This is a genomic window from Stenotrophomonas sp. YJH_SMC_122, from assembly GCF_059369535.1.
Window position 1 is genome coordinate 1 of record NZ_JCAFST010000020.1, and the last position, 24077, is coordinate 24077.

General features: G+C 67.3%; 26 protein-coding genes and 1 pseudogene. All 27 read left to right on the plus strand.

The window, feature by feature from the left end:
* On the plus strand, window positions 1-943 hold a 943-nt coding region (locus tag AC5P66_RS19050; protein ID WP_495216550.1), incomplete at its 5' end, for a flagellin.
* Between the two features lie 441 nt (window positions 944-1384).
* A complete protein-coding gene (fliD, locus tag AC5P66_RS19055) occupies window positions 1385-2800 on the plus strand; it encodes a flagellar filament capping protein FliD (protein ID WP_049412079.1) in 1416 nt (471 codons plus the stop codon).
* 128 nt (window positions 2801-2928) lie between these two features.
* Complete coding sequence (fliS, locus tag AC5P66_RS19060) at window positions 2929-3345, plus strand: flagellar export chaperone FliS (RefSeq protein ID WP_005416447.1); 417 nt, start codon at window positions 2929-2931, stop codon at window positions 3343-3345.
* Window positions 3342-3635 (plus strand): hypothetical protein, encoded by a 294-nt coding sequence (locus AC5P66_RS19065; protein WP_005416446.1) that lies wholly within the window; start codon window positions 3342-3344, stop codon window positions 3633-3635. The genes fliS and AC5P66_RS19065 overlap by 4 nt, the downstream gene beginning before the upstream one ends.
* Window positions 3632-4210, plus strand: a complete 579-nt coding sequence (locus AC5P66_RS19070; protein ID WP_049412084.1) for a PilZ domain-containing protein — start codon at window positions 3632-3634, stop codon at window positions 4208-4210. Before AC5P66_RS19065 ends, AC5P66_RS19070 begins: the two co-directional genes overlap by 4 nt.
* A gap of 92 nt (window positions 4211-4302) precedes the next feature.
* Window positions 4303-4935: a response regulator gene (locus AC5P66_RS19075; protein ID WP_005413261.1), complete on the plus strand. Its 633-nt coding sequence runs from the start codon at window positions 4303-4305 to the stop codon at window positions 4933-4935.
* Window positions 4936-5254: 319 nt separating this feature from the next.
* Window positions 5255-6664 carry an RNA polymerase factor sigma-54 gene (rpoN, locus tag AC5P66_RS19080; protein ID WP_495216551.1) on the plus strand — a complete coding sequence of 470 codons (1410 nt, stop codon included), beginning with the start codon at window positions 5255-5257 and terminating at the stop codon, window positions 6662-6664.
* Between the two features lie 14 nt (window positions 6665-6678).
* Window positions 6679-7056, plus strand: a complete 378-nt coding sequence (locus AC5P66_RS19085) for a response regulator (RefSeq protein ID WP_005409556.1) — start codon at window positions 6679-6681, stop codon at window positions 7054-7056.
* Entirely contained in the window at window positions 7053-8558 is a 1506-nt protein-coding gene (locus AC5P66_RS19090) for a sigma-54 dependent transcriptional regulator (RefSeq protein ID WP_049439016.1), read from the plus strand. The genes AC5P66_RS19085 and AC5P66_RS19090 overlap by 4 nt, the downstream gene beginning before the upstream one ends.
* Before the next feature lie 148 nt (window positions 8559-8706).
* Window positions 8707-9282 carry an SUKH-4 family immunity protein gene (locus AC5P66_RS19095; RefSeq protein ID WP_158229692.1) on the plus strand — a complete coding sequence of 192 codons (576 nt, stop codon included), beginning with the start codon at window positions 8707-8709 and terminating at the stop codon, window positions 9280-9282.
* Window positions 9283-9415: 133 nt separating this feature from the next.
* Window positions 9416-9565 (plus strand): annotated as a pseudogene (locus tag AC5P66_RS19100) (helix-turn-helix domain-containing protein); the annotation flags it as partial.
* Window positions 9566-9784: 219 nt separating this feature from the next.
* Window positions 9785-10219 (plus strand): hypothetical protein, encoded by a 435-nt coding sequence (locus tag AC5P66_RS19105; RefSeq protein ID WP_241896243.1) that lies wholly within the window; start codon window positions 9785-9787, stop codon window positions 10217-10219.
* A gap of 425 nt (window positions 10220-10644) precedes the next feature.
* Entirely contained in the window at window positions 10645-11010 is a 366-nt protein-coding gene (fliE, locus tag AC5P66_RS19110; protein ID WP_014037113.1) for a flagellar hook-basal body complex protein FliE, read from the plus strand.
* Window positions 11011-11023: 13 nt separating this feature from the next.
* Window positions 11024-12670, plus strand: a complete 1647-nt coding sequence (gene fliF, locus AC5P66_RS19115; protein WP_099496155.1) for a flagellar basal-body MS-ring/collar protein FliF — start codon at window positions 11024-11026, stop codon at window positions 12668-12670.
* Between the two features lie 7 nt (window positions 12671-12677).
* The gene (fliG, locus tag AC5P66_RS19120; protein ID WP_024958226.1) at window positions 12678-13664 is read left to right on the plus strand and encodes a flagellar motor switch protein FliG; all 987 of its coding nucleotides are present in this window, start codon (window positions 12678-12680) and stop codon (window positions 13662-13664) included.
* Window positions 13661-14302, plus strand: coding sequence for a FliH/SctL family protein (locus AC5P66_RS19125; RefSeq protein WP_049438661.1), 642 nt, complete (start codon window positions 13661-13663; stop codon window positions 14300-14302). The genes fliG and AC5P66_RS19125 overlap by 4 nt, the downstream gene beginning before the upstream one ends.
* On the plus strand, window positions 14299-15684 hold the full coding sequence (locus AC5P66_RS19130; RefSeq protein ID WP_049412897.1) for a FliI/YscN family ATPase: 1386 nt from the start codon (window positions 14299-14301) through the stop codon (window positions 15682-15684). Before AC5P66_RS19125 ends, AC5P66_RS19130 begins: the two co-directional genes overlap by 4 nt.
* Before the next feature lie 3 nt (window positions 15685-15687).
* Window positions 15688-16155, plus strand: a complete 468-nt coding sequence (gene fliJ, locus AC5P66_RS19135) for a flagellar export protein FliJ (protein WP_005416437.1) — start codon at window positions 15688-15690, stop codon at window positions 16153-16155.
* Window positions 16155-17324 carry a flagellar hook-length control protein FliK gene (locus tag AC5P66_RS19140; protein WP_099487707.1) on the plus strand — a complete coding sequence of 390 codons (1170 nt, stop codon included), beginning with the start codon at window positions 16155-16157 and terminating at the stop codon, window positions 17322-17324. Before fliJ ends, AC5P66_RS19140 begins: the two co-directional genes overlap by 1 nt.
* 128 nt (window positions 17325-17452) lie before the next feature.
* Window positions 17453-17968 (plus strand): flagellar basal body-associated FliL family protein, encoded by a 516-nt coding sequence (locus AC5P66_RS19145; protein WP_005416435.1) that lies wholly within the window; start codon window positions 17453-17455, stop codon window positions 17966-17968.
* A gap of 10 nt (window positions 17969-17978) precedes the next feature.
* On the plus strand, window positions 17979-18983 hold the full coding sequence (gene fliM, locus AC5P66_RS19150) for a flagellar motor switch protein FliM (protein WP_049412894.1): 1005 nt from the start codon (window positions 17979-17981) through the stop codon (window positions 18981-18983).
* Window positions 18980-19315 (plus strand): flagellar motor switch protein FliN, encoded by a 336-nt coding sequence (gene fliN / locus AC5P66_RS19155; RefSeq protein ID WP_005409543.1) that lies wholly within the window; start codon window positions 18980-18982, stop codon window positions 19313-19315. The genes fliM and fliN overlap by 4 nt, the downstream gene beginning before the upstream one ends.
* 17 nt (window positions 19316-19332) lie before the next feature.
* Window positions 19333-19731: a flagellar biosynthetic protein FliO gene (gene fliO / locus AC5P66_RS19160; RefSeq protein WP_180878818.1), complete on the plus strand. Its 399-nt coding sequence runs from the start codon at window positions 19333-19335 to the stop codon at window positions 19729-19731.
* Window position 19732: 1 nt separating this feature from the next.
* On the plus strand, window positions 19733-20512 hold the full coding sequence (gene fliP, locus AC5P66_RS19165) for a flagellar type III secretion system pore protein FliP (protein WP_049412891.1): 780 nt from the start codon (window positions 19733-19735) through the stop codon (window positions 20510-20512).
* 60 nt (window positions 20513-20572) lie between these two features.
* On the plus strand, window positions 20573-20842 hold the full coding sequence (locus AC5P66_RS19170; RefSeq protein ID WP_005413254.1) for a flagellar biosynthetic protein FliQ: 270 nt from the start codon (window positions 20573-20575) through the stop codon (window positions 20840-20842).
* Between the two features lie 13 nt (window positions 20843-20855).
* Complete coding sequence (gene fliR, locus AC5P66_RS19175; RefSeq protein ID WP_049412889.1) at window positions 20856-21647, plus strand: flagellar biosynthetic protein FliR; 792 nt, start codon at window positions 20856-20858, stop codon at window positions 21645-21647.
* A 280-nt stretch (window positions 21648-21927) separates the two neighbouring features.
* Window positions 21928-24063 carry a putative bifunctional diguanylate cyclase/phosphodiesterase gene (locus tag AC5P66_RS19180; RefSeq protein WP_134709154.1) on the plus strand — a complete coding sequence of 712 codons (2136 nt, stop codon included), beginning with the start codon at window positions 21928-21930 and terminating at the stop codon, window positions 24061-24063.
* Window positions 24064-24077: the final 14 nt, after the last annotated feature.

Below are 24077 nucleotides of genomic sequence, written 5' to 3' on the forward strand. Positions count from 1 at the left end.
AGGTTCGCTGACCGAAATCGGCAACAACCTGCAGCGCGTCCGCGAGCTGTCGGTGCAGGCCTCCAACGCCACCAACTCGGCCAGCGACCGCAAGGCCCTGCAGGCCGAAGTGACCCAGCTGGTCTCGGAAATCGACCGCGTTGCCAAGCAGTCGGACTTCAACGGCACCAAGCTGCTGGACGGCACCTTCTCCAGCCAGCTGTTCCAGGTCGGCGCCAATGCCGGCCAGGCCATCGCCATCGACAAGACCATCGATGCCAAGGCCGGCTCGCTGGGCACCTCGACCTTCGCCACCGGTGCGACCGCTGCCCTGGCCGCCAGCACCGACGGTGCCCGCTTCTCCGGCACCGTGATGGGCGTGGACATCGGCACGGTTGAAGTGAAGGCCGGCGCCACCACGGCGGATGCATCCAAGGCCGTCGCCACCGCCATCAACGCCAAGATCGGCGAGGCCGGCATCTACGCCGAAGCCAATGCCGACGGCTCCCTGAAGCTGAGCTCGGTGAAGGAAGGCAAGGCCGTTGCCACTGCCGATATCGCCCTGATGCGCAGCGACTACGATGCCACCGCCAAGACCTGGGGCACCGCAGCGGCTGCCGGCGCCTACACTGCTGGCACCGACACCTCGGCCAACGTGCAGAAGCTGGACGTGAGCACCGTGCTCGGTGCCCAGCAGGCCCTGGAAGTGGTCGACAAGGCCCTGGGTGCGATCAACAGCACCCGCGCCGACCTCGGTGCGATCCAGAACCGCTTCACCTCGGTCGTGGCCAACCTGCAGACCTCGTCGGAAAACCTGTCGGCATCGCGCAGCCGCATCAAGGACACCGACTTCGCCAAGGAAACCGCCGAACTGACCCGCACCCAGATCCTGCAGCAGGCCGGTACGGCCATGCTGGCCCAGGCCAACCAGGTGCCGCAGGGCGTGCTCAGCCTGCTGCGCTGATCCACGGCAAGAAGGCGCCGCTACCGTCGGGTCGAACCGACGGTAGCGGCAACCGGGAAGCCACGATGCACGAAGGCGCGGGCCATGCCCGGCCCGGGATGAGTCCCGATCCGGCTTGGCATCGCCCGCTCCTGCGGACCTCTCTTTCAGCGCTGTACCTTTGACTGTACGTACCGGGCGGCTTCGTCTCCCCCCGATTGTCAGTAGCCTGATCCCTCCCCTGCATTGGGGGAGGGCTTTTTGCAGACTCCCGGCAGCCCGCGGTGAACCCACCCGCACCCTGCCCCAGCCCTCCTGCAACCCGCGTGCCAGAACCTGCGCCAGGCGCTTGGCACGGCACATGCATCAACGAAGTCCTCAAGACCCAGCGGCGCAGGCCGCTATTTTCGTTGACGACGGGCCAGCGCACGACGGCCGGGCCCGGATACCAGGAGAAACGACGTGGCAGACTTTGGATACGGTGGCATTGGCTCGGGACTGGATATTTCCAGCATCGTCAACCAGTTGGTCGCAGCTGACCGCAAGCCCGCCGACAATGCGCTGAACCTGCAGCAGTCCAAGGCCAAGATGCAGTTGTCGTCGATCGGCACCATCACCTCGGCCTTCGACAAGCTGAAGACGGCGCTGACCGCACTGAAGGCCACCACGGCGTTCGACACGCGCACGGTGACCGCCAGCAAAGGCGGCGACAAGGGCACCGACGAGATCCTGACGGCGTCGGTCGCGCTGTATGACGTTGGCACCACCAAGGCTGCGGCCTCCAACGGCACGCACGTGGTCAATGTCACCTCGCTGGCCACCGCGCACAAACTGATCGCCGATACCTCGGTACCGAAGACCGACACGTTTGCTGCCGGAACCTTGACGCTGACCGTTGGCGTGGGCGACAAGGCCAAGACCATGAACGTGGAGGTGGAGGACGGCGACACGCTGACCACCATCCGCAACAAGATCGATGCGGCCGGCCGCAAGGAAGGCGTGCAGGCCACCCTGATCAGCTCCGGCGACGACCAGTACCTGTCGATCGCCCAGGAGAAGACCGGTGCCGCCAACGCGATCAAGCTCGAGTACGCAGGCAGCGACGCCAAGCTGGGGGGGCTGGTCAACAGCCTCAAGCAGAACACCGCCGCCGCCGACGCCGAGCTGACCATCGATGGTGTGAAGGTCGTCAGCGCCAGCAATACCGTGGCCGATGCGGTTCCGGGCCTGACCCTGAACCTGAAGATGCCGGGCACCAGCACGGTGACCATCAGCACGGATACTGCGGCAGCCACCAAGGTGATGCAGGAGTTCGTCACCGCCTACAACGCTGCACTGGCGGCGATCAACACCGAAACCAAGTACGACGCCAAGACCAAGGAAGCCTCCACGCTGACCGGCGACGCGCAGATGCGCGGCGCCACCAGCCAGCTGCGCTCGGTGATGTCGAGCGTGCTCAAGGACCTGGCCGGTGACAAGCTCGATGCCAAGGCGATCGGCCTGGATACCCGCGGCTATCCCAACGCCGACGGCACACTGATCCTGGACACCACCAAGTTCGCCGCCGCCCTGGCCAGCCAGCCGGAGAAGATGCGCCAGGCGATCACCGGTGATACCGGCGGCGCCGGCAAGCTGTACACGCTGGTCGACGGCTATGTCAGCACCACGGTCGGCAAGGAAGGCGCCTTCGTTGCCCGCACCAAGGGCCTGAACACCACGCTAGACAACATCGACAAGCGCCGCAAGGATCTCGACACGCGGATGAAGAGCGTGGAAGAGCGCTACAAGAAGCAGTTCATCGCGCTGGACAGCCTGATGGGCAAGTTGCAGCAGAGCAACACGGCGCTGCAGCAGCAGCTGGCACAGTTGAACCGCTGACGATGCGTGCGTGGCACTCAAGTTTGCCGCGCAATGCACCGATAACGGACGCAACAGCAATCATCGCCGCGCCGCCGGCACCGATCCCCACGATCACCCGACGGCACCCCGCGCAAGGAGAATCACGAATGTACGGTTCCAGCCGTCAATATGCCGAGCAGTACCGCCAGGTGGGAGTGACCAGTGCGGTCGCCGATGCCGATCCGCACAAGCTGGTGGCGATGCTGCTGGCCGGCGCGCTGGAGCGCGTGCGTCGCGCCCTGGCCAGCCTCGAGCGCGGCGACCAGGCCGGCAAGGGCAAGGCGATCGGCGAAGTCTGCGCGATCGTCGGCCACCTCAACGGCTCGCTGGACCACGAGGCCGGCGGCGAGATCGCCGGCAACCTGTCGGCCCTGTACGATTACGTGCTGCAGCGCCTGACCGAAGCCAACCTGCACAACGACCGCGCCGCGCTGGATGAATCGCTGCAGCTGCTGGGCGAGATCGACAGCGCCTGGAACGCGATCCCGCACGAACAGCGGCGCCCGGCCGCGGTGGCGCCATGAGCCTGCCGGAACTGCACGCGCAGCTGGATGCCTTCGAGAAGGCACTGGGCGATGATGCCCTGGACCAGGCCGACAGCCTGCTCGACGGGCACGACAGCACCCTGCATGCCCTGCTCAGCCAGCCGCTGACCGCTGCGGACCACGCGCCGCTGAGCGCCCTGTTCGAGCGCCAGCAGAGCCTTCTGGGCCTGCTGCGCCAGCGCCGCGATGCAGCGGCCGCACTGATGAATGACGGCCAGCGCTCTCTTCGCGCCGCCCATGCCTACCTGCAGGCAGAATCGCTGGCATGACCCAGCTGCCGACCACGTCGCTGCACCATCCCGCCGAAAGCGAGCTGTTCGACGAAACGCTCAGCTGCGAGCTGGCCCTGCCGGCCGAGTTCCAGGCGGGAAGCGCGGCCGGACGCACCAGCGGTGCCGAAGGCCTGCTGCGCAGCCTGGCACTGGTCGAAGACAGCCGTGTTGACGAGCACGACGAACGCAACGAGGCCACCCTGCAGCTGCAACGCCTTGAAGCCAAGCTGGACCTGGCGATGGTGCTGCTCGGCCGCTTGGTGCGCCAGCAGGGCCTGGAATTGCCCCTGCGGCCGGTGCGCTGGTCGCGCCGTGGCATCCGCCTGCAGCTGGGCCCGCGCAGTGGCGCCAGCCCCGGCCAGGCCGGCGTGGTGCGCCTGCAGCCCAGCGACTGGCTGCCCGACCACATCGACCTGCCGGTGGAAGTGGTTGCCGAAGCGGCCGATGGCGGCGGCGGCCACTATCTGTGGCTGCGCTTCCAGCGCCTTGGCGATGGCCTGGAAATGGCCATGGAGCGCCACCTGTTCCGCCTGCACCGACGCCAGGTGGCCGAGGCACGCCGGGCGCGCTGAAAGCTGCCACCATCACGCTTGGCGGGCAAGCCTTGGCGCGCCCGTTCAGCTAAGTTAAGGTGGACTCCCCTACACGGACCTGCTGCGTGCCTGTGCGAGTTCTCATCGTCGACGATCACACCCTGGTCCGCGCCGGCCTGGCGCGGCTGCTGCAAGGGTTTGCCGACGTGCAGCTCGTCGCCGAGGCCAGCAACGCTGAACAGGCGCTGCAGCTGGCCCTGCAGCACGCGCCGGATGTGGTGCTGATGGATCTCTCGCTGCCGGGCCGCACCGGCCTGGAAGCGCTCAGCGACATCCGCCTGCGCGCCCCCGGTACCCGGGTGGTGATGATGACCATGCACGACGATGCCGCCCATGTGCGCGATGCCCTGGATCGTGGCGCGGTCGGGTTCGTGGTGAAGGATGCAGCACCGCAGGAGCTGGAACTGGCGCTGCGCGCCGCGCATGCCGGCCAGGTGTTCCTGAGTCCGCAGATCTCGGCCAAGATGCTGGCACCCATGCTGGGCCGCGAGAAGCCTACCGGCATCGCCGCGCTGTCGCCGCGCCAGCGCGAGATCCTGCGCCGCATCGGCAAGGGCGAAAGCAACAAGGAAATCGCCGCCGACCTCGGCATCAGCGTGAAGACGGTGGAAACCCACCGCGCACGCATGATGGAGTCGTTGGGCTGCCGCCGCGCCAATGACCTGTTGCTGCTGGCCGCGCGCCACCAGCACGAGCTGGAATAAGCACCAGTAGCGGAGTCGGATCCCGTTGCAGCGGAAAGGCATCTGCCCGCGAGGCACTGCACTGACGACGAATTCCCGTCACCCCGGCATTGCCTGACAGGAATCCGTACACGGGCCGCTGCGAACCCCGCCGCTTCTGCACGACGAATCAATGACTTGGCGGCCCGTTTCGTCAATATCCCGAGGCAATGTAGGGATAACCCCTACATCCTGTCGGGACAACCACGAACCCCCTCAGGAACCCCCCGATTCCGCCCACGCCGGATCAAAAGCAAGATGCGTTCCACAAGGCGCCGGGGAGCGGCGCCGGGGAACCACGATGAAGGCTGCACTCTCGACCCAGCTGAGCCAACAACTTCACCTCACCCCGCAGCTGCTGCAGTCGATCCGGCTGCTGCAGCTCGATGGCCTGCACCTGGAGCAGGAAATCCAGCGCCTGCTGGACTCCAACCCGCTGCTGGAGATCGAAGAGGCCGAAGCGCCTGCCGCCGATGCCACCGAGGCCGCCGCCACCACGCTGGAAACCGCTGCGTTCGACGAGTTGCCGGAGTCTTCGATGTGGGACGTGGCCGGCGCCAGCTGGCAGGACGGCGACGACGACCGCATGGCGCGCATTGCCGCCGGTGAATCGACCGACCCGCAGCTGCGCGTGCTGCAGCGCCTGGCGCTGGACATGGACGACCGCGAACTGGCGGTGGCCGCGTTCTGGCTCGACCACTGCGATGAGGCTGGCTACCTGCAGGCGCCGCTGGCACAGCTGCAGCTGCTGGCCAGCGCCCAGTTCGACATCGCCGCCGAGGGCGTCGAGGCCATCCGCCAGCAGCTGCTGCACGGTGAACCCGCTGGCATGGCTGCGCAGGACCTGCGCGAAGGCCTGCAGGCACAACTGCGCAGCCTGCACGGCGTGGTCCCCGCTCGCCACCTGGCCGCCCGCATCCTCGATGGCGCGCTCGAGGCACTGGCTGCGCACGACTACCCCGCCCTGGCCCGGCAGCATGACGCCGAGATCGACGACGTGCGCGAGGCGGTGCGCCTGATCCTCTCGCTGCAGCCGCGCCCCGGCGACAGCCTGCTGCCCGAACGCAACGCGGTGGTGGTGCCGGACGTCGTCGCCTGGCACGCCGATGGGCAGTGGAAGGTGGCACTGAACCCGGCCACCAGCCGCCGCGTCTCGATCAACAGCCAGTACGAACAGGCGCTGGCCGAAACCAGCGAAGCCGCGCCGGCACTGCGCGAGATGCTGCAGGAGGCGCGCTGGTTCAGCCGCGGCCTGTCGATGCGCTACGACACCCTGCTGCGCACCGCGCGGGTGATCGTCGAGCGCCAGGCCGCCTTCCTGGTGCGAGGCGAAGAGGCGATGGCGCCGCTGACCCTGAAGGAAGTGGCCGAGGAGATCGGCATGCACGAGTCCACCGTCTCGCGCATCACCACCGGCAAGTTCCTGCAGACCCCGCGCGGCACCTTCGAACTGAAGCACTTCTTCGCCGTGCGCCTGGAAGGCGCCAGCGTCTCCGGCCAGGCGGTGAAAGCCATGGTCCGCCGCCTGATCGACGCCGAGCCGGCCGGCCGTCCGCTGGCCGACGAGGCCATTGCCGGCCTGCTGTCACGCCAGGGGGTGAACATTGCCCGCCGAACCGTCGCAAAATACCGAGAACAACTGGATATCGCCCCGGCCCGCGAACGGCGCCGGCTCAGCGCCAGGCAACCGCAGCTGGCCCGGGTGGGCTGAAAAGGATGTTGGACATGAACAAGCTCACGGTCCTGCTGGTCGATGACCACGAGGGCTTCATCAACGCGGCGATGCGCCACTTCCGCAAGATCGACTGGCTGCAGATCGTCGGCAGCGCCGGCAACGGCCTGGAAGCGATCGAGCGCTCGGAAACGCTGCGCCCGCAGGTGGTGCTGATGGACCTGGCCATGCCGGAAATGGGCGGCCTGCAGGCCACCCGCCTGATCAAGTCGCAGGACGATGCGCCGTACATCGTGATCGCCAGCCACTTCGACGACGCCGAGCACCGCGAACACGCGCTGCGCGCCGGCGCCGACAACTTCGTCAGCAAGCTGTCCTACATCCAGGAAGTCATGCCGATCCTGGAAGGCCTCAGGGAGGAACAGTCGTGAGTGAATCGCGCATCCTGGTGCTGGACAACGACGCCGTGCGCGCAGAGCGCACCGTTGCCCTGCTGGAATTCATGGACTTCAACCCGCGCTGGGTCTCCGACGCGGCCGACTTCGATCTGGGCCGGCAGCGCCAGCACGACTGGATGGCGGTGATCGTCGGCAGCCTGGACGACAGCCCCGCCAGCACCGCGCTGTACAACTGGCTGGGCGGCAGCAGCCTGCCGCCGCCGGTGCTGCTGGCCGATGGTGATGCTGCAGCGTTTGCCCAGCAGCACGGGCTGCATGAAGCGAATATCTGGCCGCTGGAAACGCCGCTGCGCCACGCACAGATGGAAGCCCTGCTGCGCCGCGCCAGCCTCAAGCGCCTGGACGCCGAGCATCAGGCCGGCGCCGCGCAGGATCAAGGCCCGACCGGCAACGGCCCGGCGGTGACTGCACTGCGTACCATGATCGAGCAGGTTGCCGCATTCGATACCACCGTACTGGTGCTGGGCGAATCCGGTACCGGCAAGGAAGTCGTATCGCGTGCGATCCACCAGCGCTCGCCGCGCCGTGATGGTCCGTTCGTGGCGATCAACTGCGGCGCCATTCCGGCCGACCTGCTGGAAAGCGAACTGTTCGGCCACGAGAAGGGTGCCTTTACTGGCGCACTGACCGCGCGCAAGGGCCGTTTCGAAATGGCCGAGGGCGGCACCCTGCTGCTCGACGAGATCGGCGACATGAGCCTGCCCATGCAGGTGAAGCTGCTGCGCGTGCTGCAGGAACGCAGCTTCGAGCGCGTCGGTGGCAACCAGACCATCCGCTGCAACGTGCGCGTCGTGGCCGCGACCCACCGTGATCTGGAAACGCGCATCGCCGAAGGCAAGTTCCGCGAGGATCTGTTCTATCGCCTCAACGTGTTCCCGATCGAAGTGCCCGCGCTGCGCGAGCGGCGCGAGGACCTGCCGGCACTGGTGGAAACCATCGCCGCACAGCTGGCCCGCACCGGCCGTGGCGAAGTGCGCTTCACCCCGGAAGCGCTGCAGGCGCTGGCCGGCTACGAGTGGCCGGGCAATGTGCGCGAGCTGACCAACCTGGTCGAGCGCCTGGCGGTGCTGCATCCGGGTGGTTCGGTGCGCGTGCAGGACCTGCCGGCCCGCTATCGTGGCGACGCCGCGTTGGCAGCGGTGGCCGCACCGGCACCGGCAGCTCCGGTTGCCAGCGAAGAACGCCTGGACCTGCGCAGCTTCTCGTTCCACACGCCCGGCAGCGGCAACCAGCCGGCGCTGGAGCACGGCATCGCCGTCAATCGCCCGGCGGCACCGGCGGCACTGCCCGACGATGGACTGGACCTGCGCAACCATATGGCCAACATCGAACTGGGCCTGATCAACGAAGCGCTGGAACGCACCCAGGGCGTGGTCGCCCACGCCGCCCAGCTGCTCGGCCTGCGCCGCACCACCCTGGTGGAAAAGCTGCGCAAGTACGGCATCGAGCGCGAGCAGGCCGAACTGGCCGGTTGAACCGCGCTACCCGCATGAAGGGGGCACGAACGCCTGGGCTTGCCCGGGCGTTGGTGTTTTTGGCGCCGTTGCATGAGTAGATCCACGCCGTGCGTAGATGAGGGATTCCGCTACACGACTGCGTTTGCAACTTCTCCTAAAGGCACCAATGAAATATGTCGGTAGCTTTGCCCAGATGGAGAAATCAACCAGACCGCCAACACTGGACCTCATGCCGATCAGCCAGAAAGAGATCGATCACTCTGACCTGCTGCTCCAAGCGCAGCGGCTAGCTGACCACCTTGAGCCATATCCAAACAACAACGTGATGTTCCATTCGCGCCTTCAGAGATGTAAGGCTAACCATCGCACCCTGGCGATCTTTGGACACGTGCTGGGCGGGCTCTTCTTCGTGGACCTCAAAGATGGCTCCGTAGGACTACTTCCAGTCGATTCCGAAGCATCACCCCAGTACTGCAATTCAGACATGAGGAGCTTCTCAGCTTTCCATACCGCGTTCATGGCAGCAATCCGACCCGCGCTGAACTCCAACGAAGGCATGGCGGAGTCTACTCTCATGAAACTCGAGGCCTGGTTCCGCAACTGCGATGCCACATCAATGGCGGCCGAGAATAACTTCTGGCCCACATGCCTTTACGAGCTATCAGAGGGGTTCTTTCCTCTTTCATCCGAGAAGGTGGAACTACACCGCTCACTCGGGATCGATCTTGACTATCCCTGGTAGAAATCGACTCGAACACGTTCTTCGGCCGCAAACCGAGTGGGGGCGGAGCCCTTTGCGTTTGCAATGATTCCCACAGACAACGGTGCGCCGTTGCGAAGCATGGACGAGACATCCCAGCGAGGTCCCGCCATCCGACGACGGACTGGACCTGCGCAACCACATGGCCAACATCGAACTGGGCCTGATCAACGAAGCACTTGAGCGCACCCAGGGCGCGGTCGCCCACGCCGCCCAGCTGCTTGGCCTGCGCCGCACCACCCTGGTGGAAAAGCTGCGCAAGTAGGGCATCGAGCGCGAGCAGGCCGAACTGGCCGGCTGAAGCGGGCTACCAGCATGAAGGGCGCGAACGCCTGGGCTTGCCCAGGCGTTGGTGTTTGTGGTGCCCGGGGTCAGATCCCTTTCCTGCGGAAAGGGATCTGACCCCATTGCATTTGCACGTTTTCCTAGAGACAACGGAATCGGACTGCGGAGCATGGCAGGGACATCCCAAGGAGGTTCCACCATGCATCGCCTTGCCCTGCTCGCCACCCTGCTCTGCCCGGCCCTGGCCGCCGCCAGCTGCACCCTGCCCGCCACGCTGGACCAGCGCCAGTTCACCAACCTCAGCGATCCGCTGTACCAGCCAGAGAATCCGAATGCCGGACGCATGGTCCAGGTCAGCTTCGCTGGCAACCAGTACGTGCTGGACGTTCCCGGCACCGATCTGCGCATCGGCGGCAGCTACCGCTACCAGCGCTTGGCACCGCATATCGCGGAAATCCAGATGACCGACAGCCATCCGGCCGGCCGTCCACTACACCCTGCTGTTGACCTGCCTGAGCGACCATCAGGGCCGCTTCATCTACACCCAGCACGACGGCCCCATTGCCCCGCTCCAGCGTCAGAATTCCGGCCGCTGGACCCTGCAGCCGTAGGCCAGAAAACCGACGCCGGTTAAATGGCGCCTCCAATGGGGTCAGATCCCGTACCGACCAAAGCGTGTCGACCAAGGTCGACACCCACCAAGAGCAGCGTGCCGACCAACGGTCGGCACCCACCATCAGCAGCAGGTTCCAACAGCTCGCGGCCAACTGTCGAGGGCGGGGTGGGTCCGGTTGCGGGGGGCCAGATCAGTCCGCGGCATGGATGCCGCGGCCAAGCCCCCAAGGACGGGTTTACGGCGTCCCCCGTAACCGGACCCACCCCGCCACCCCACGGATAGCCCGATTTTGACGTTGATGTTGACGTCGCGTCGGCGGGTGCAGGGCGCAGCCCTGCCACCACACCCCCACCCTCACGTCACTGAATCGAAAACCGGTTTCGGCACGGCACTTGCACCTGCTCCAGCAGACAACCCCATCCCTGTTTCTGGAACCGTTGCAGATGTCCCACTCCGTCACTTCGATCCTTTCGCAGATCCGCTCCTATCAGACCCAGATGGGACAGCCGGCGCTCAACCCGCTGGGCGAAACGCCGCGCAGCAACGCCCTGCCGGGCACGGTGCTGGACGCGCCGCAGGTGCAGCCGGCCAGCTTCACCGAAACCCTGCGTGGTGCGATTGCCGGCGTCAACGATGCGCAGCAGAAGTCCGGCGCCCTCGCCAAGGCCTTCGAAATGGGCGACCCCAGCGCCGACCTGGCCAAGGTGATGGTCGCCTCGCAGCAGTCCCAGATCGCCTTCCGCGCCACCGTGGAAGTCCGCAACCGTCTCGTCCAGGCTTACCAGGACGTGATGAACATGCCGCTGTAAGGAATAGAGACGCATGGCACTGACGCTCTCCAAGGACAGCCTGAACGCCGAAAAGGCCGGGCAATGGTTCGACCGTCTGCAGAGTCTGCAGATCACCCGTCGGCTGGGCCTGATGGCGATGATCGCGGTGGCGGTGGCGGCAGGCCTGTCCGTGTTCTTCTGGTCGCAGAAGCCTGGCATGGTCCCGCTGTACACCGGCCTGGACCAGAAGGCGACCGCTGAAGCGACCGACCTGCTGCGCGCCGCACAGATTCCGTTCGCGCTTGATCCGGCCACCGGTGGCATCACCGTGCCGGAAAAGAACCTGCACGACGCCCGCCTGAAGCTGGCCGGCTCCGGCCTGACCGACAGTGGCAAGCTCGGCTTCGAACTGATGGAACGTGACCCGGGCTTCGGCGTCAGCCAGTTCGTGGAAAGCGCGCGCTACCAGCACGCGCTGGAAACCGAACTGTCGCGCACCATCAACACGTTGCGCCCGGTGCGCGATTCGCGCGTGCACCTGGCCATTCCCAAGCCCAGCGCCTTCACCCGCCAGCGTGACGTGGCCAGCGCCTCGGTCACCCTGGAACTGCGGGGCGGCCAGCAGCTGGAACGCAGCCAGGTCGATGCCATCGTGCACATGGTCGCGGCCAGCATTCCGGACCTCGCGCCGGAACGGGTGACCGTGGTCGACCAGAGCGGGCGCATGCTCAGCATCACCGACCCGAACAGCGAAGCGGCGGTCAACGCCGCGCAGTTCGAGCAGGTGCGCCGCCAGGAAACTTCGTTCAACCAGCGCATCCGCGAGCTGCTGGAACCGATGACCGGCCCCGGCCGCGTCAATCCGGAAGTGAGCGTGGACATGGATTTCTCGGTGACCGAGGAAGCTCGTGAGCTCTACAACGGTGAACCGCAGAAGCTGCGCAGCGAGCAGATGAGCGAGAACACCACCAGCACCCCGGGCCCGCAGGGCGTGCCGGGCGCGACCAGCAACAGTCCGCCGGGCCAGCAGGCCGCGCCGGCCACCGCGCAGACCCCGACCGAAAGCAGCAAGAACGCCACCCGCAACTACGAGCTGGACCGCACCCTGCAGCACACCCGCCAGCCGGCCGGCCGCATCAAGCGCGTGTCGGTGGCGGTGCTGGTGGACAACGTGCCGCGCGCCGGCGCCAACGGCAAGATGAGTCCGCAGCCGCTGTCGGCCGCCGAACTGACCCGCGTCGAGGCCCTGGTCAAGCAGGCCGTCGGCTTCAACGCCGAGCGTGGCGACACCGTGTCGGTGATGAATGCCCCGTTCGTGCGAGAGACCACGCCTGAACAAGGCCCGGCCTGGTGGGAGCTGCCGTGGGTGCACGACGCCGGCCGCATGCTGCTTGGCGCGGTGGTGGTGCTCGCGCTGCTGTTCGGCGTGCTGCGCCCGGCGCTGCGCGCGATCACCGGCCAGAGCAGGAAGGCGGAGGAGCAGGCGCTGGAGCCGCATACCGCGGACGTCCAGTTGGTCGATGACGATGGCATTGCGCTGCCGGCGCTGGGCACCGACCGGGCAAGCCTGGGCGGACCGGATGCGCTCGCACTGCCGGTGGATTCATATGAGGAACGACTGCGGATGGCGCGTGAAGCCGTGAAGACCGACTCCAAGCGCGTGGCCCAGGTGGTCAAGGGCTGGGTGGCCAATGACTGAGGCACAACTGACCGGTGTACAGCGCGCGGCCGTGCTGCTGCTTTCGCTGGGTGAGCTGGATGCGGCCGAAGTGCTGCGCCACATGGAACCCAAGGAGGTGCAGAAGATCGGCATCGCCATGGCCACCATGACCGACATCACCCGCGAGCAGGTGGAACGGGTGATGGACCAGTTCGGCCAGGAGCTGGGCTCGAAGACCTCACTCGGCGTGGGCTCGGACGACTACATCCGCAACATGCTGGTGCAGGCGCTGGGCAGCGAGAAGGCCGGCAACCTGATCGACCGCATCCTGCTCGGCCGCAACACCACCGGCCTGGACGCGCTGAAGTGGATGGACCCGCGTGCGGTGGCCGACCTGGTGCGCAACGAGCACCCGCAGATCATCGCCATCGTGATGGCGCACCTGGAAACCGACCAGGCCGCCGACGCGCTGAAGCTGCTGCCGGACCGCACCCGTGTGGATGTGCTGCTGCGCATCGCCACCCTCGACGGTATTCCTCCGAACGCGCTCAATGAACTCAACGAGATCATGGAGCGCCAGTTCGCCGGCAACCAGAACCTGAAGTCGTCGAACATCGGCGGCGTGCAGTGCGCGGCCAACATCCTGAACTTCATGGACAGCGGCCAGGACCAGGCGATCCTGGGCGAGATCGCGCGCATCGATGCGCCGTTGAGCAACCGCATCCAGGACCTGATGTTCGTGTTCGACGACCTGGTCGACCTGGACGATCGCGAGATGCAGCTGGTGCTGCGCGAGGTGAGCGGCGAGCGCCTGGGCCTGGCCCTGCGCGGCGCCGACATCAAGGTGCGCGACAAGATCACCCGCAACATGTCGCAGCGCGCGGCCGAAATCCTGCTCGAAGACATGGAGGCCCGCGGTCCGGTGCGCCTGTCCGACGTGGAAGGCGCGCAACGTGAGATCCTGGCCATCGTCAAGCGCATGGCCGATGAAGGCACCGTCACCATCGGTGGCAGCGCGGAGGCCATGCTGTGAGCAACGTCGTGCGCTGGCTTGCCCCGGACCTGCTGGCCCAGCCCGAACCGGTGCCGGATCAGGAGGATGCGTTCGAACTCACCGAGCCGGATCCGGAACACGAACCGGAGCCGCCGCTGCAGCTGCCGACCCTTGAAGAGATCCAGGCGATCCAGGACAGCGCCGAGAAGGAAGGGTTCGAACAGGGCCATGCCGACGGCTACGGCCAGGGCCAGGCCGAAGTACGTCGCCTCGCCGCGCAGATCGAAGGGATCCTGGACAACTTCAGCCGGCCGCTGGTGCGGCTGGAGAACGAAGTGGTCGGCGCCCTCGGCGAGCTGGCGGTACGCATCGCCGGCGCGCTGGTCGGCCGTGCCTACGAAGCCGAGCCGGCACTGCTGGCGCAGCTGGTCGGCGAAGCGATCGACGCCGTGGGCGGCAGCACCCGCGAGGTGGAAGTGCGGCTGCATCCGGATGACATCGCCGCGCTTGCCCCGCTGCTGAACCTGTCACCGGCGCAGCGCCTGGTACCGGATACCAGCCTCAGCCGTGGCGACCTGCGCGTGCACGCCGAAGCCGTGCGCATCGACGGCACCCTGGAAGCCCGCCTGCGCGGTGCGCTGGACGCGGTGATCCGCCAGACCGGAGCGACGGCATGAGCGTTGGACCGCAAACCACTCCGCCGCCGGCCGACTGGGCCGTGGCCCGCAACCTGCGCCTGGCCCGGCGCCTGGATGGCCTGCGCGTGGACACCGCGCATGGTCGTGGCCTGATCCGCGAGGGCGTGCTGCGCCGTGCGGTCGGGCTGACCCTGGAAGCGGTCGGCTGCGAAGCGCCGCTGGGGGCCAGCTGCAAGGTGGAAGTGGTCGATGGTGGCTGGGTCGACGCCGAAGTGGTCGGCTTCGCCGGCGAACGCACCTACCTGATGCCCAGCGCCGAACTGCATGGCCTGCTGCCCAACGCCCGGGTGGTGCCATCGGCGCGCCGGGGCGGCGTGGAAGTGGGCGAAGGCCTGCTCGGCCGCGTCATCGACAGCGACGGCGTGCCGCTGGACGGCAAGGGCCCGATCCGCGCCGAAGGCCATGTCGGCATGGCCGGCGTGTCGATCAATCCGCTGGCGCGTGAACCGATCACCCAGCCGCTGGACGTGGGCGTGCGCGCGATCAACGCGCTGCTGCCGATCGGCCGCGGCCAGCGCGTCGGCCTGTTCGCCGGCTCCGGCGTCGGCAAGTCGACGCTGCTGGGCATGATGACCCGCTACACCGCCGCCGACGTGATCGTGGTCGGCCTGATCGGTGAGCGCGGCCGCGAAGTGCGCGATTTCGTCGAGACCACGCTGGGCGAGGAAGGCCTGCGCCGCGCCGTGGTGGTCGCCAGCCCCGCCGACCGGCCGCCGCTGGCGCGACTGCATGGTGCCTACCGCGCCACCGCCATTGCCGAGTGGTTCCGCGACCAGGGCCTGAACGTGCTGCTGCTGATGGACTCGCTGACCCGCTTCGCCCAGGCGCAGCGCGAGATCGGCCTGTCGGTCGGCGAACCGCCGACCACCCGCGGCTACCCGCCGTCGGTGTTCGCCAAGCTGCCGGCACTGGTCGAACGCGCCGGCAATGGCGCCAAGGGCCGTGGCTCGATCACCGCGTTCTACACCGTGCTGACCGAAGGCGATGATCCGCAGGATCCGATCGCCGACGCCGCGCGCGCGATCCTCGATGGCCACATCCTGCTCTCGCGCCGCGTGGCCGACAGCGGGCTGTACCCGGCCATCGACGTCGAATCGTCGGTCAGCCGCGTGGTCACGGAAATCGCGGACGAACCGTGGCGCCTGCGCATCCGCAAGTTGAAGCGGCTGGTCTCGGCCTACTCGGCCAACCGGGACCTGATCGCGATCGGTGCTTACCAGCGCGGCAACGACGCGGCCACCGACGAAGCCCTGGAGCGCTGGCCGGAAATCATGGAGTTCCTCGGCCAGGACGTTGCCAAGGCCGCAGATCTCCCGCACAGCCAGGCGGCGCTGCAGCGCCTGGTGGAACAAGAGAGTTAAGCCATGAACCAGTCCAAGCGCATCGATCCCCTGCTCAAGCGGGCCCAGGAACACGAGGACGCGGTCGCCCGCGACCTGGCCGAACGCCAGCGCGTGCTCGACACCCATCTCTCGCGACTGGACGAACTGCGCCGCTATGCCGAGGAATACGCCAATGCCCAGATGGCGGCGACCAGCCCGGCACAGTTGCTCAACCGCCGCGCCTTCCTCGATCGACTGGACAGCGCGGTCGAGCAGCAGCAGGCCACGGTGAATGGCAACCGCGAAAAAGTGGAGGCCGAGCGCGCACGCCTGATCCTGGCCAGCCGTGACAAGGCGGTGCTGGAGCAGCTGGCCGCCAGCTACCGGGCGCAGGAAAAGGTGGTGACCGACCGCCGCGACCAGCGCGAGATGGACGACATTGGCGCACGGCGTGCACGCCTGGTGCAGGCCGAAGACCAGGACGGCGCCGAGCAGGGAGGCCGCTCGTGATGCCCGCCCCGCTGGCCAGCAGCGCCAACACGGCCACGCCCGCCACCAGCAACAGTGCCGCACGCGCCTCGCGCAGCGAAGGCGGAAAGGACTTCAGCCAGCTGCTGCAGAGCGGCGCCCCGTCTGCACCCACGCCAGCCGGCAGCGCCACGACACCGATGCCATCCACGCCGAGCCAACCATCGACCGCCGACAGCAATGGCCAGGCACCGGATGAACGCAACGCGGACGCCGAAGCGGCAACCGCTGAAACGCCGTCGCTGCCGCCCGTTGCCGTGACCCCGGCTGGACCCGGCACCGAAAAGGACAAGCCCGCCACGACCGAGGACGCCCCGTGGCCACCGCCGGGCCTGGCCGGCCTGGTGCTGGCGATGCCGATGCCTGCCGATCCGGCCGCTGCGCTGCCGACCACCGCTGCACCGGCGCTGGCCAGTGACGACAGCGCGCTGCCTGCTGCTGGCCCCGCCACGAACCCGACACTGCCTGCAGCCGCGCCGGCAGCGGCAACCGCAGCCCCAGTGGCGGCCGACGGCAAACCGGCTGCGACCAGCCCGGAGGATGTCACCGCGCTGCCACTGCCGGAGATGATCCTGCCCGGCAAGCGCAGCGAGCGCGGCGAATGCAGTGACGTGGCCGCCGTTGGCGACCGCGCAGGTACACCGTTGCTGCACGCACCGGCAGCGGCCGCCGTACAGGACCTCAAGGCCGCACTCGCCACCGGCAACGCGATCTTCAATGGCGAACCGACGCCGAAACCCGTGCTGGGTGACGATGGCTTCGACCAGGCCATCGGCGCACGGCTGGGCTGGCTGGCCGACCAGAAGATCGGCCACGCCCACATCCGCCTGAGCCCGGACGACATGGGCCCGGTCGACGTACGTCTGCAGTTGAATGGCGACAAGGTGCATGCCAGTTTCAGCAGCCCGCACGTGGACGTTCGGCAAGCGCTGGAAAGCAGCCTGCCGCGCCTGCGCGAGCTGCTGGGCGAACAGGGCTTCCAGCTGGCCCACGCCGATGTCGGCCACCAGGCACCGGGCGGTGACGGCAATGCGCCGGGCCAGCCCGGTGGCAGCGGCATCATCGGCGACGGAGAACCGACGCCGGGCGAGGCCAGTGTGTCGTCGGCGCAGTTGATCCGCCAGCGCGGACTGCTGGACGCCTACGCCTGACAGCCGTGCCGACCAAGGTCGGCACCTACCGGCACAGGTATCCGACGGAATTCCGTCGCATCCCGCTGCCCGGCCTTCGGCACACTGCTTGCATATCCCGGTGAAGCAACCCTCAGGAGCTTCACCCCGTGGCCGCAGCCGCTGACAAAACCAAGAAGACCGCCGAGAAGGACAAGGCCGCCAAGCCGCGTAGTCCGATCCTGATCACCGCGCTGGTGGCCGTACTGGCGGCCGCTGCTGCCGGTGGCGGTGTGTGGTTCTTCACCCAGTCCAAGCACGAAGAGAAGACCGCACAGGCGCCGAAGAAGAGCGCGACCCCAGCCCCGGCACAGTACTTCGCGCTGGATCCGGCCTTCGTGGTCAACCTCAATGGCCCGGTCGACGGCCCGCGTTACCTGCAGCTGGAGGTTCAGCTGATGACCCGCGACCCGGCCGCGCTGGAAGCGATCAAGACCCACGCCCCGGCCATCCGTGCGCGCCTGCTGATGCTGTTCTCGCAGGTCAGCCCGGACCAGATCGCCGATGTCGCCGGCAAGCAGAAGCTGCAGGCCGCCTCGTTGGCCGAAGTGCAGAAGGTGCTCAAGGCCGAGACCGGCAGCAACGGCGCCGACGATCTGCTGTTCACCAGTTTCGTGACCCAGTAAGGGCCCACCGATGAATGATCTGCTGTCCCAGGACGAGATCGATGCCCTGCTCCACGGCGTGGACAGTGGCGCGGTCGAGACCGATGCGGAACCCCCGTCAGGCGAAGCGCGCTCGTACGACTTCGCCAGCCAGGACCGCATCATCCGAGGTCGCATGCCGACCCTGGAAATGGTCCACGAGCGCTTCGCGCGCCTGTGGCGGATCGGCCTGTTCAACCTGATCCGCCGCTCGGCCGAACTGTCGGTGCGCGGCATCGAGCTGATCAAGTTCAACGACTACATGCACTCGCTGTATGTACCGACCAACCTGAACCTGATCCGCTTCAAGCCGCTGCGCGGTACCGGCCTGATCGTGTTCGAGCCGACCCTGGTGTTCGCCATCGTCGACAACTTCTTCGGCGGCGACGGGCGCTACCCCACCCGCATCGAGGGCCGCGAGTTCACGGCTACTGAAATGCGGGTGATTCACCTGCTGTTGAAGCAGACCTTCGCCGATCTGCGCGAAGCGTGGGCACCGGTGATGGATGTCGACTTCGAGTACATCAACTCGGAGATCAACCCGCATTTCGCCAACATCGTGACCCCGCGCGAGTACGTGGTGGTGTGCCGCCTGCACGTCGAGCTCGACGGCGGCGGCGGCGACATCCACGTCACCCTGCCCTATTCGATGCTGGAACCGATCCGCGAACTGCTCGACGCCGGCATCCAGAGCGACCGCAACGACCGCGACGAGAGCTGGGGCAAGACCCTGCGCGAGCAGCTCAACATCGCCGAAGTCACCCTGTCCAGCGTACTGGCCAGCAAGCGCATGACCCTGCGCGACCTGACCCGGCTGAAGGTCGGCGACATCCTGCCGATCGAGCTGAGCCCGCAGGTGCCGCTGTGCGTGGAGAACATCCCGGTATTCACCGGCGAGTTCGGCATCGCCAACGGCATGAACGCCGTGAAGATCACCGCTACCCATCCGCCGGGCACCCGCCCGCGCGTACCCGTCATCCAGGAAGACCCGCAATGAACGATATCGACGCCCTCGAACCGACCCCGGCCCAGTTCAGCAGCCTGCAGGCCGATGAGGCGAATGGTCCGGACCTGAACCTGGACGTGATCCTCGATGTGCCGGTGACCCTGTCGCTGGAAGTCGGTCGTGCCCGCCTGCCGATCCGCAACCTGCTGCAGCTCAACCAGGGGTCGGTGGTGGAACTGGAGCGCGGTGCAGGCGAATCGCTGGACGTGTTCGTCAATGGCACCCTGATCGCCCACGGCGAAGTGGTGGTGATCAATGACCGCTTCGGCGTGCGCCTGACCGACGTGGTCAGCCCCAGCGAGCGTATCCGGAGACTGCGTTGAGCCTGCTGGCCTCCACCCTGCTGGCGGTCGGCAAGGCCGCCGCGCCGATCGGCCCGCAGGTCGGCCAGCATGCGGCCGCCGCACCCAGCCTGTTCGGTGCGGTGCTGGCGCTGCTGGCGGTACTGGCACTGGTGATCGGCCTGGGCTGGCTGCTCAAGCGCATGCCTGGCAGCGGCTTCCGCCCGGCCGAAGGCATGAAGGTGGTGGCCAGCCTGAATGTCGGTGCCAAGGAACGCGTGGTGGTGGTGGAGGTCAACGGCCAGCAGCTGCTGCTGGGCGTCACCGCCGGCGGCATCAACACCCTGCACACCCTGCCCGAACCGCTGCCGCCACCGGCGCCGGTGCGCGTGCCGGACTTCAAGAATCTCCCGAATTTCGCCCAGCTGCTGCAGCAGCGGCTGCGCAAGGACCCCTGACATGCGTGTCACCCGTACCCGTCTCGCCACCCTGATGCCGTGGCTGCTGTTGCTTGCCCTGTGCCTGTTGCCGGCGCTGGCGTTCGCCGCACCCGGTGCTCCGGCCACCCCTCTGCCGGACGTCAACGTCGGCAAGATCGGCGGTGCGCCGGTCAGCCTGCCGCTGCAGACCCTGCTGCTGATGACCGCGATCACCCTGATCCCGTCGATGCTGCTGGTGCTGACCTCGTTCACCCGCATCATCATCGTGCTGGGCCTGCTGCGCCAGGCGCTGGGCACCGGTCAGACGCCGTCCAACCAGGTGCTGCTGGGCCTGGCCCTGTTCCTGACCGCGATGGTGATGATGCCGACCTGGGACAAGGCGTGGAGCGCGGGCATGGCGCCCTACCTCAACGGCGACATCGACTTCCAGACCGCATGGACGCTGACCACGCAGCCACTGCGCGGGTTCATGCTGGCGCAGATCCGCGAGACCGACCTGATGACCTTTGCCGGCATCGCCGGGCATGGCACCTACGCCAGCCCCGACGCGATCCCGTTCCCGGTGCTGGTCGCTTCGTTCGTCACCAGTGAACTGAAGACCGCCTTCGAGATCGGATTCCTGATCTTCATCCCGTTCGTGATCATCGACCTGGTCGTTGCCAGCGTGCTGATGTCGATGGGCATGATGATGCTGTCGCCGATGCTGGTCTCGGCACCGTTCAAGATCCTGCTGTTCGTGCTGGTCGATGGCTGGGTGCTGACCGTGGGTACGTTGGCGGCCAGCTTCAATCCGGCTTGATATTCCGCGCAGAGCGCAGTCGAGCATGACTCGACTCTACAAGAGCAGATGGACCCCCGAATGTCTCCCGAACTTGCCTTGACCGAATTGCGTGGCGGCCTGATCACCGTGTTGTGGGTGGCCGGCCCGCTGCTGCTCACCGTACTGGTGGTGGGCGTGGTGGTTGGTGTCGTGCAGGCCGCGACCCAGCTCAATGAACCGACGATCGCCTTCGTCGCCAAGGCGGCAGCGCTGACCGCAGTGCTGTTCGCGCTGGGCAGCCTGCTGATCGGCCACCTGGTTGAATTCACTACGCTGCTGTTCCAGCGCATTCCACACCTGATCGGCTAGGGCACGCGCTTCGATGGATGCCGCGACACAGATGGCGGCCGACGGCCTGCAGGCCTTCGGCATGATCGGCACCGTGCTGTGGACCATGCTGCGCATCGGCGCGGTGGCCATGGCCATGCCCATGGTCGGGACCCGTGCGGTTCCGTCGCGGGTACGCGTGGTGCTGGCCGGCACCCTGGCCATCGCACTGGCCCCGCTGCTGCCCCCGGTACCGGACTGGACCGGCTTCGACGCGGCTACGGTGCTGACCATCGCGCGCGAACTGGCCATCGGCGTGTCCATCGGCTTCATGCTGCGGCTGGTGTTCGAAGCCGGCGCGATGGCCGGCGAACTGATCGCGCAGGGCACCGGCCTGGCCTTCGCGCAGATGAGCGATCCGCTGCGCGGTGGCACCTCGGGTGTGATCGGACAGTGGTTCTACCTGCTGTTCGGGCTGCTCTTCTTCACCGCCAACGGCCACCTGGCGTTGATCTCGCTGCTGGTGGACAGCTATCGCGCGCTGCCGATCGGCGCCCCGCTGCCAGATCCACATGCCTTCTTCAGCATCGCCCCGACCTTCCTGCTGACTGTGCTGCGCGGCGCGCTGAGCCTGGCCATTCCGCTGACCGTGGCGATGTTGGCGGTGAATCTGGCCTTCGGTGTACTGGCGCGTGCCGCCCCTGCGCTGAACCCGATCCAGCTGGGCCTGCCGGTCTCGCTGCTGCTGGGCCTGTTCCTGCTGGCCCTGCTGGCCGGGGAAATGGGGCCGCCGGTACAGCGCTTGTTCGACGCCGCCTTCCAGGCCGCAGACGCGGTCACACGCTGACCCGGTCGTCACGTTCTACTGCTTGCCATGCATTTGTTTCTGTAGATCCGAGCCCATGCTCGGCTGCCTTCGGCAGGAGTGGCAGCCGAACATAGGATCTCGGCTCTACAGGGGCGCAATTTCACGGATTGCCGCTTGAAGTCCCCCCCGGTCTGCGCGTTAGAGTGAATGCGCGGCAACCGGGGGGATGCCGCACCTGGCGGACGCCCGTTCGCGTCGGCCTGCCTCATGCATGCCCCACCGTGGTTTCCGTCGACAGGCAGGTCCGGGAGACTGACGAATGCTGGTAGGCACGTACAACCCGTGGCTGGTGGCGATCTCGCTGGTGGTTGCCGTGATGGCGTCGTACACGGCGCTGGCCATGGCCGGGCGCACGGTCACCGCCCCGGGCAGGGCGGCCGCCTGGTGGTGGCGCCTGGGGGGCGGATTCGCCATGGGCCTGGGCATCTGGTCGATGCACTTCATCGGCATGCTGGCCTTCGATCTGCCCATTGCACTGGGCTACGACCTTCCCATCACCCTGCTCTCGCTGGCCCTGGCGATCGCCTCGTCGGTGTTCGCACTGTGGCTGGTCTCGCTGCGCACCCTGCCCCATCCGCGATTGGCCGGCGGTGCCCTGCTGATGGGCACCGGCATTGCCGGCATGCACTACGTCGGCATGGCGGCGATGCGCATGCAGCCCGGGATCGACTACGACCCGGGCTGGCTGCTGCTCTCCCTGGTGGTGGCGGTGGCCGCGTCGTGGACCGCGCTGTACGTGGCCTTCCGCCTGCGCGCGCAGCGCACCCGCGTCGGTGACCGGTTGGCGGCCGCCGGCCTGCTTGGCCTGGCCATCGTCGGCATGCACTACACCGGCATGGCGGCCGCGCGTTTCCCGGAAGGCAGCATCTGCGGCGCGGCGGTGGGTGATGGCCTGCAGAGCGGGTGGCTGGCGATGCTGGTGGTCGTGCTGACGGTTGCGATCCTGGCGGTAGTGCTGGTGGTCTCGTGGCTGGACCAGCGGGTGGAGGCGCAGCTGCTGCGGCTGCGCAACTCGATGCTGAGCACCTCGTTGACCGATGCCCAGCAGGAACTGACCCAGGCCGCGCTGCACGATCCGCTGACCCGCCTGCCCAACCGCCTGCTGCTGCAGCGGCGTATCGTGCAGGCGCTGGCCGAAGCCGAACAGGGCGGCAGCCGCTTCGCGGTGATGTTCATGGACCTGGACGGCTTCAAGCAGGTCAACGATGCCTACGGCCATCAGGCCGGCGACGCACTGCTGGTGGCGGTGGCCGAGCGTACCCGCCAGCTGCTCCGGCCCAACGATATGCTGGCCCGTCTGGGCGGCGACGAATTCGTGCTGGTGGTGCGCATCGAGCACGACGAGGACCTGCCCACCCTCGCCCGGCGCATCCTGCAGGCGGTGGGCAGCGGCCCGCTGCTGCCGGACAACGAACTGCAGGTGACTGCCAGCATCGGCGTGGCCATCTGCCCCGACCACGCTGCCAGCGAGCGCCAGCTGATGGCCTTCGCCGACGCGGCGATGTACCAGGCCAAGGAATCCGGACGCAACGCCTTCGTGCTGTTCGCCGACTGGATGAACGACAGTGCCGAGCAGCAGTTCCGGCTGCTGGCCGACCTGCGCCGTGCGATCGGCAGCGAGCAGCTGTTCCTGCACTATCAGCCGAAGATCCGCGTGGCCACCCAGAAGGTGGCCGGTGCCGAAGCGCTGATCCGCTGGAAGCACCCGGAGCACGGGCTGATCCCACCGGACCGCTTCATCCGCCTGGCCGAACGCAGCGGCGCGATCAACGAGATCGGTCGCTGGGCACTGGACCAGGCCTGCCAGCAGCTGCGGCGCTGGCGCGACGCCGGGCATGAAGGCTGGTCGATGTCGGTGAACCTGTCGCCGGTGCAGTTCAGTTCGCCGCACCTGCTGCAGGATGTGCGTGAAGTGATCGAACGCTACGACATTGCCCCGCGCCACCTGGTGCTGGAGATCACCGAAAGCACGGTCATGCGCGATACCGATGCCAGCCTTCGCCTGCTGCAGGCCCTGTCGGCGCTGGGCGTGGGCATCTCCATCGATGATTTCGGAACCGGCTATTCCAGCCTGCTGTACCTGAAGCGGCTGCCGGCCACGGAGATCAAGATCGACCACGCGTTCGTGCGTGACCTGGAACACAGTGCGGAGGACGTGGTGATCGTCTCGGCGATCGTGGCGCTGGGCCATGCACTGGACATGGACATCGTCGCCGAGGGCGTGGAAACCGCCGCGCAGCGCGCCTACCTGGAGCGCCTGGGCTGCGACTTCCTGCAGGGGTACCTGCTGGGACGGCCGGTCGATGCGGCGCGCTTCATGCAGCTGCATGACCTGCCCCGGCCGCGGGTGGAACTGGCACAGAGCCCGCCGCCCAGCGGCAACGCTCCGCTGTAGAGCCGAGCCTGCGC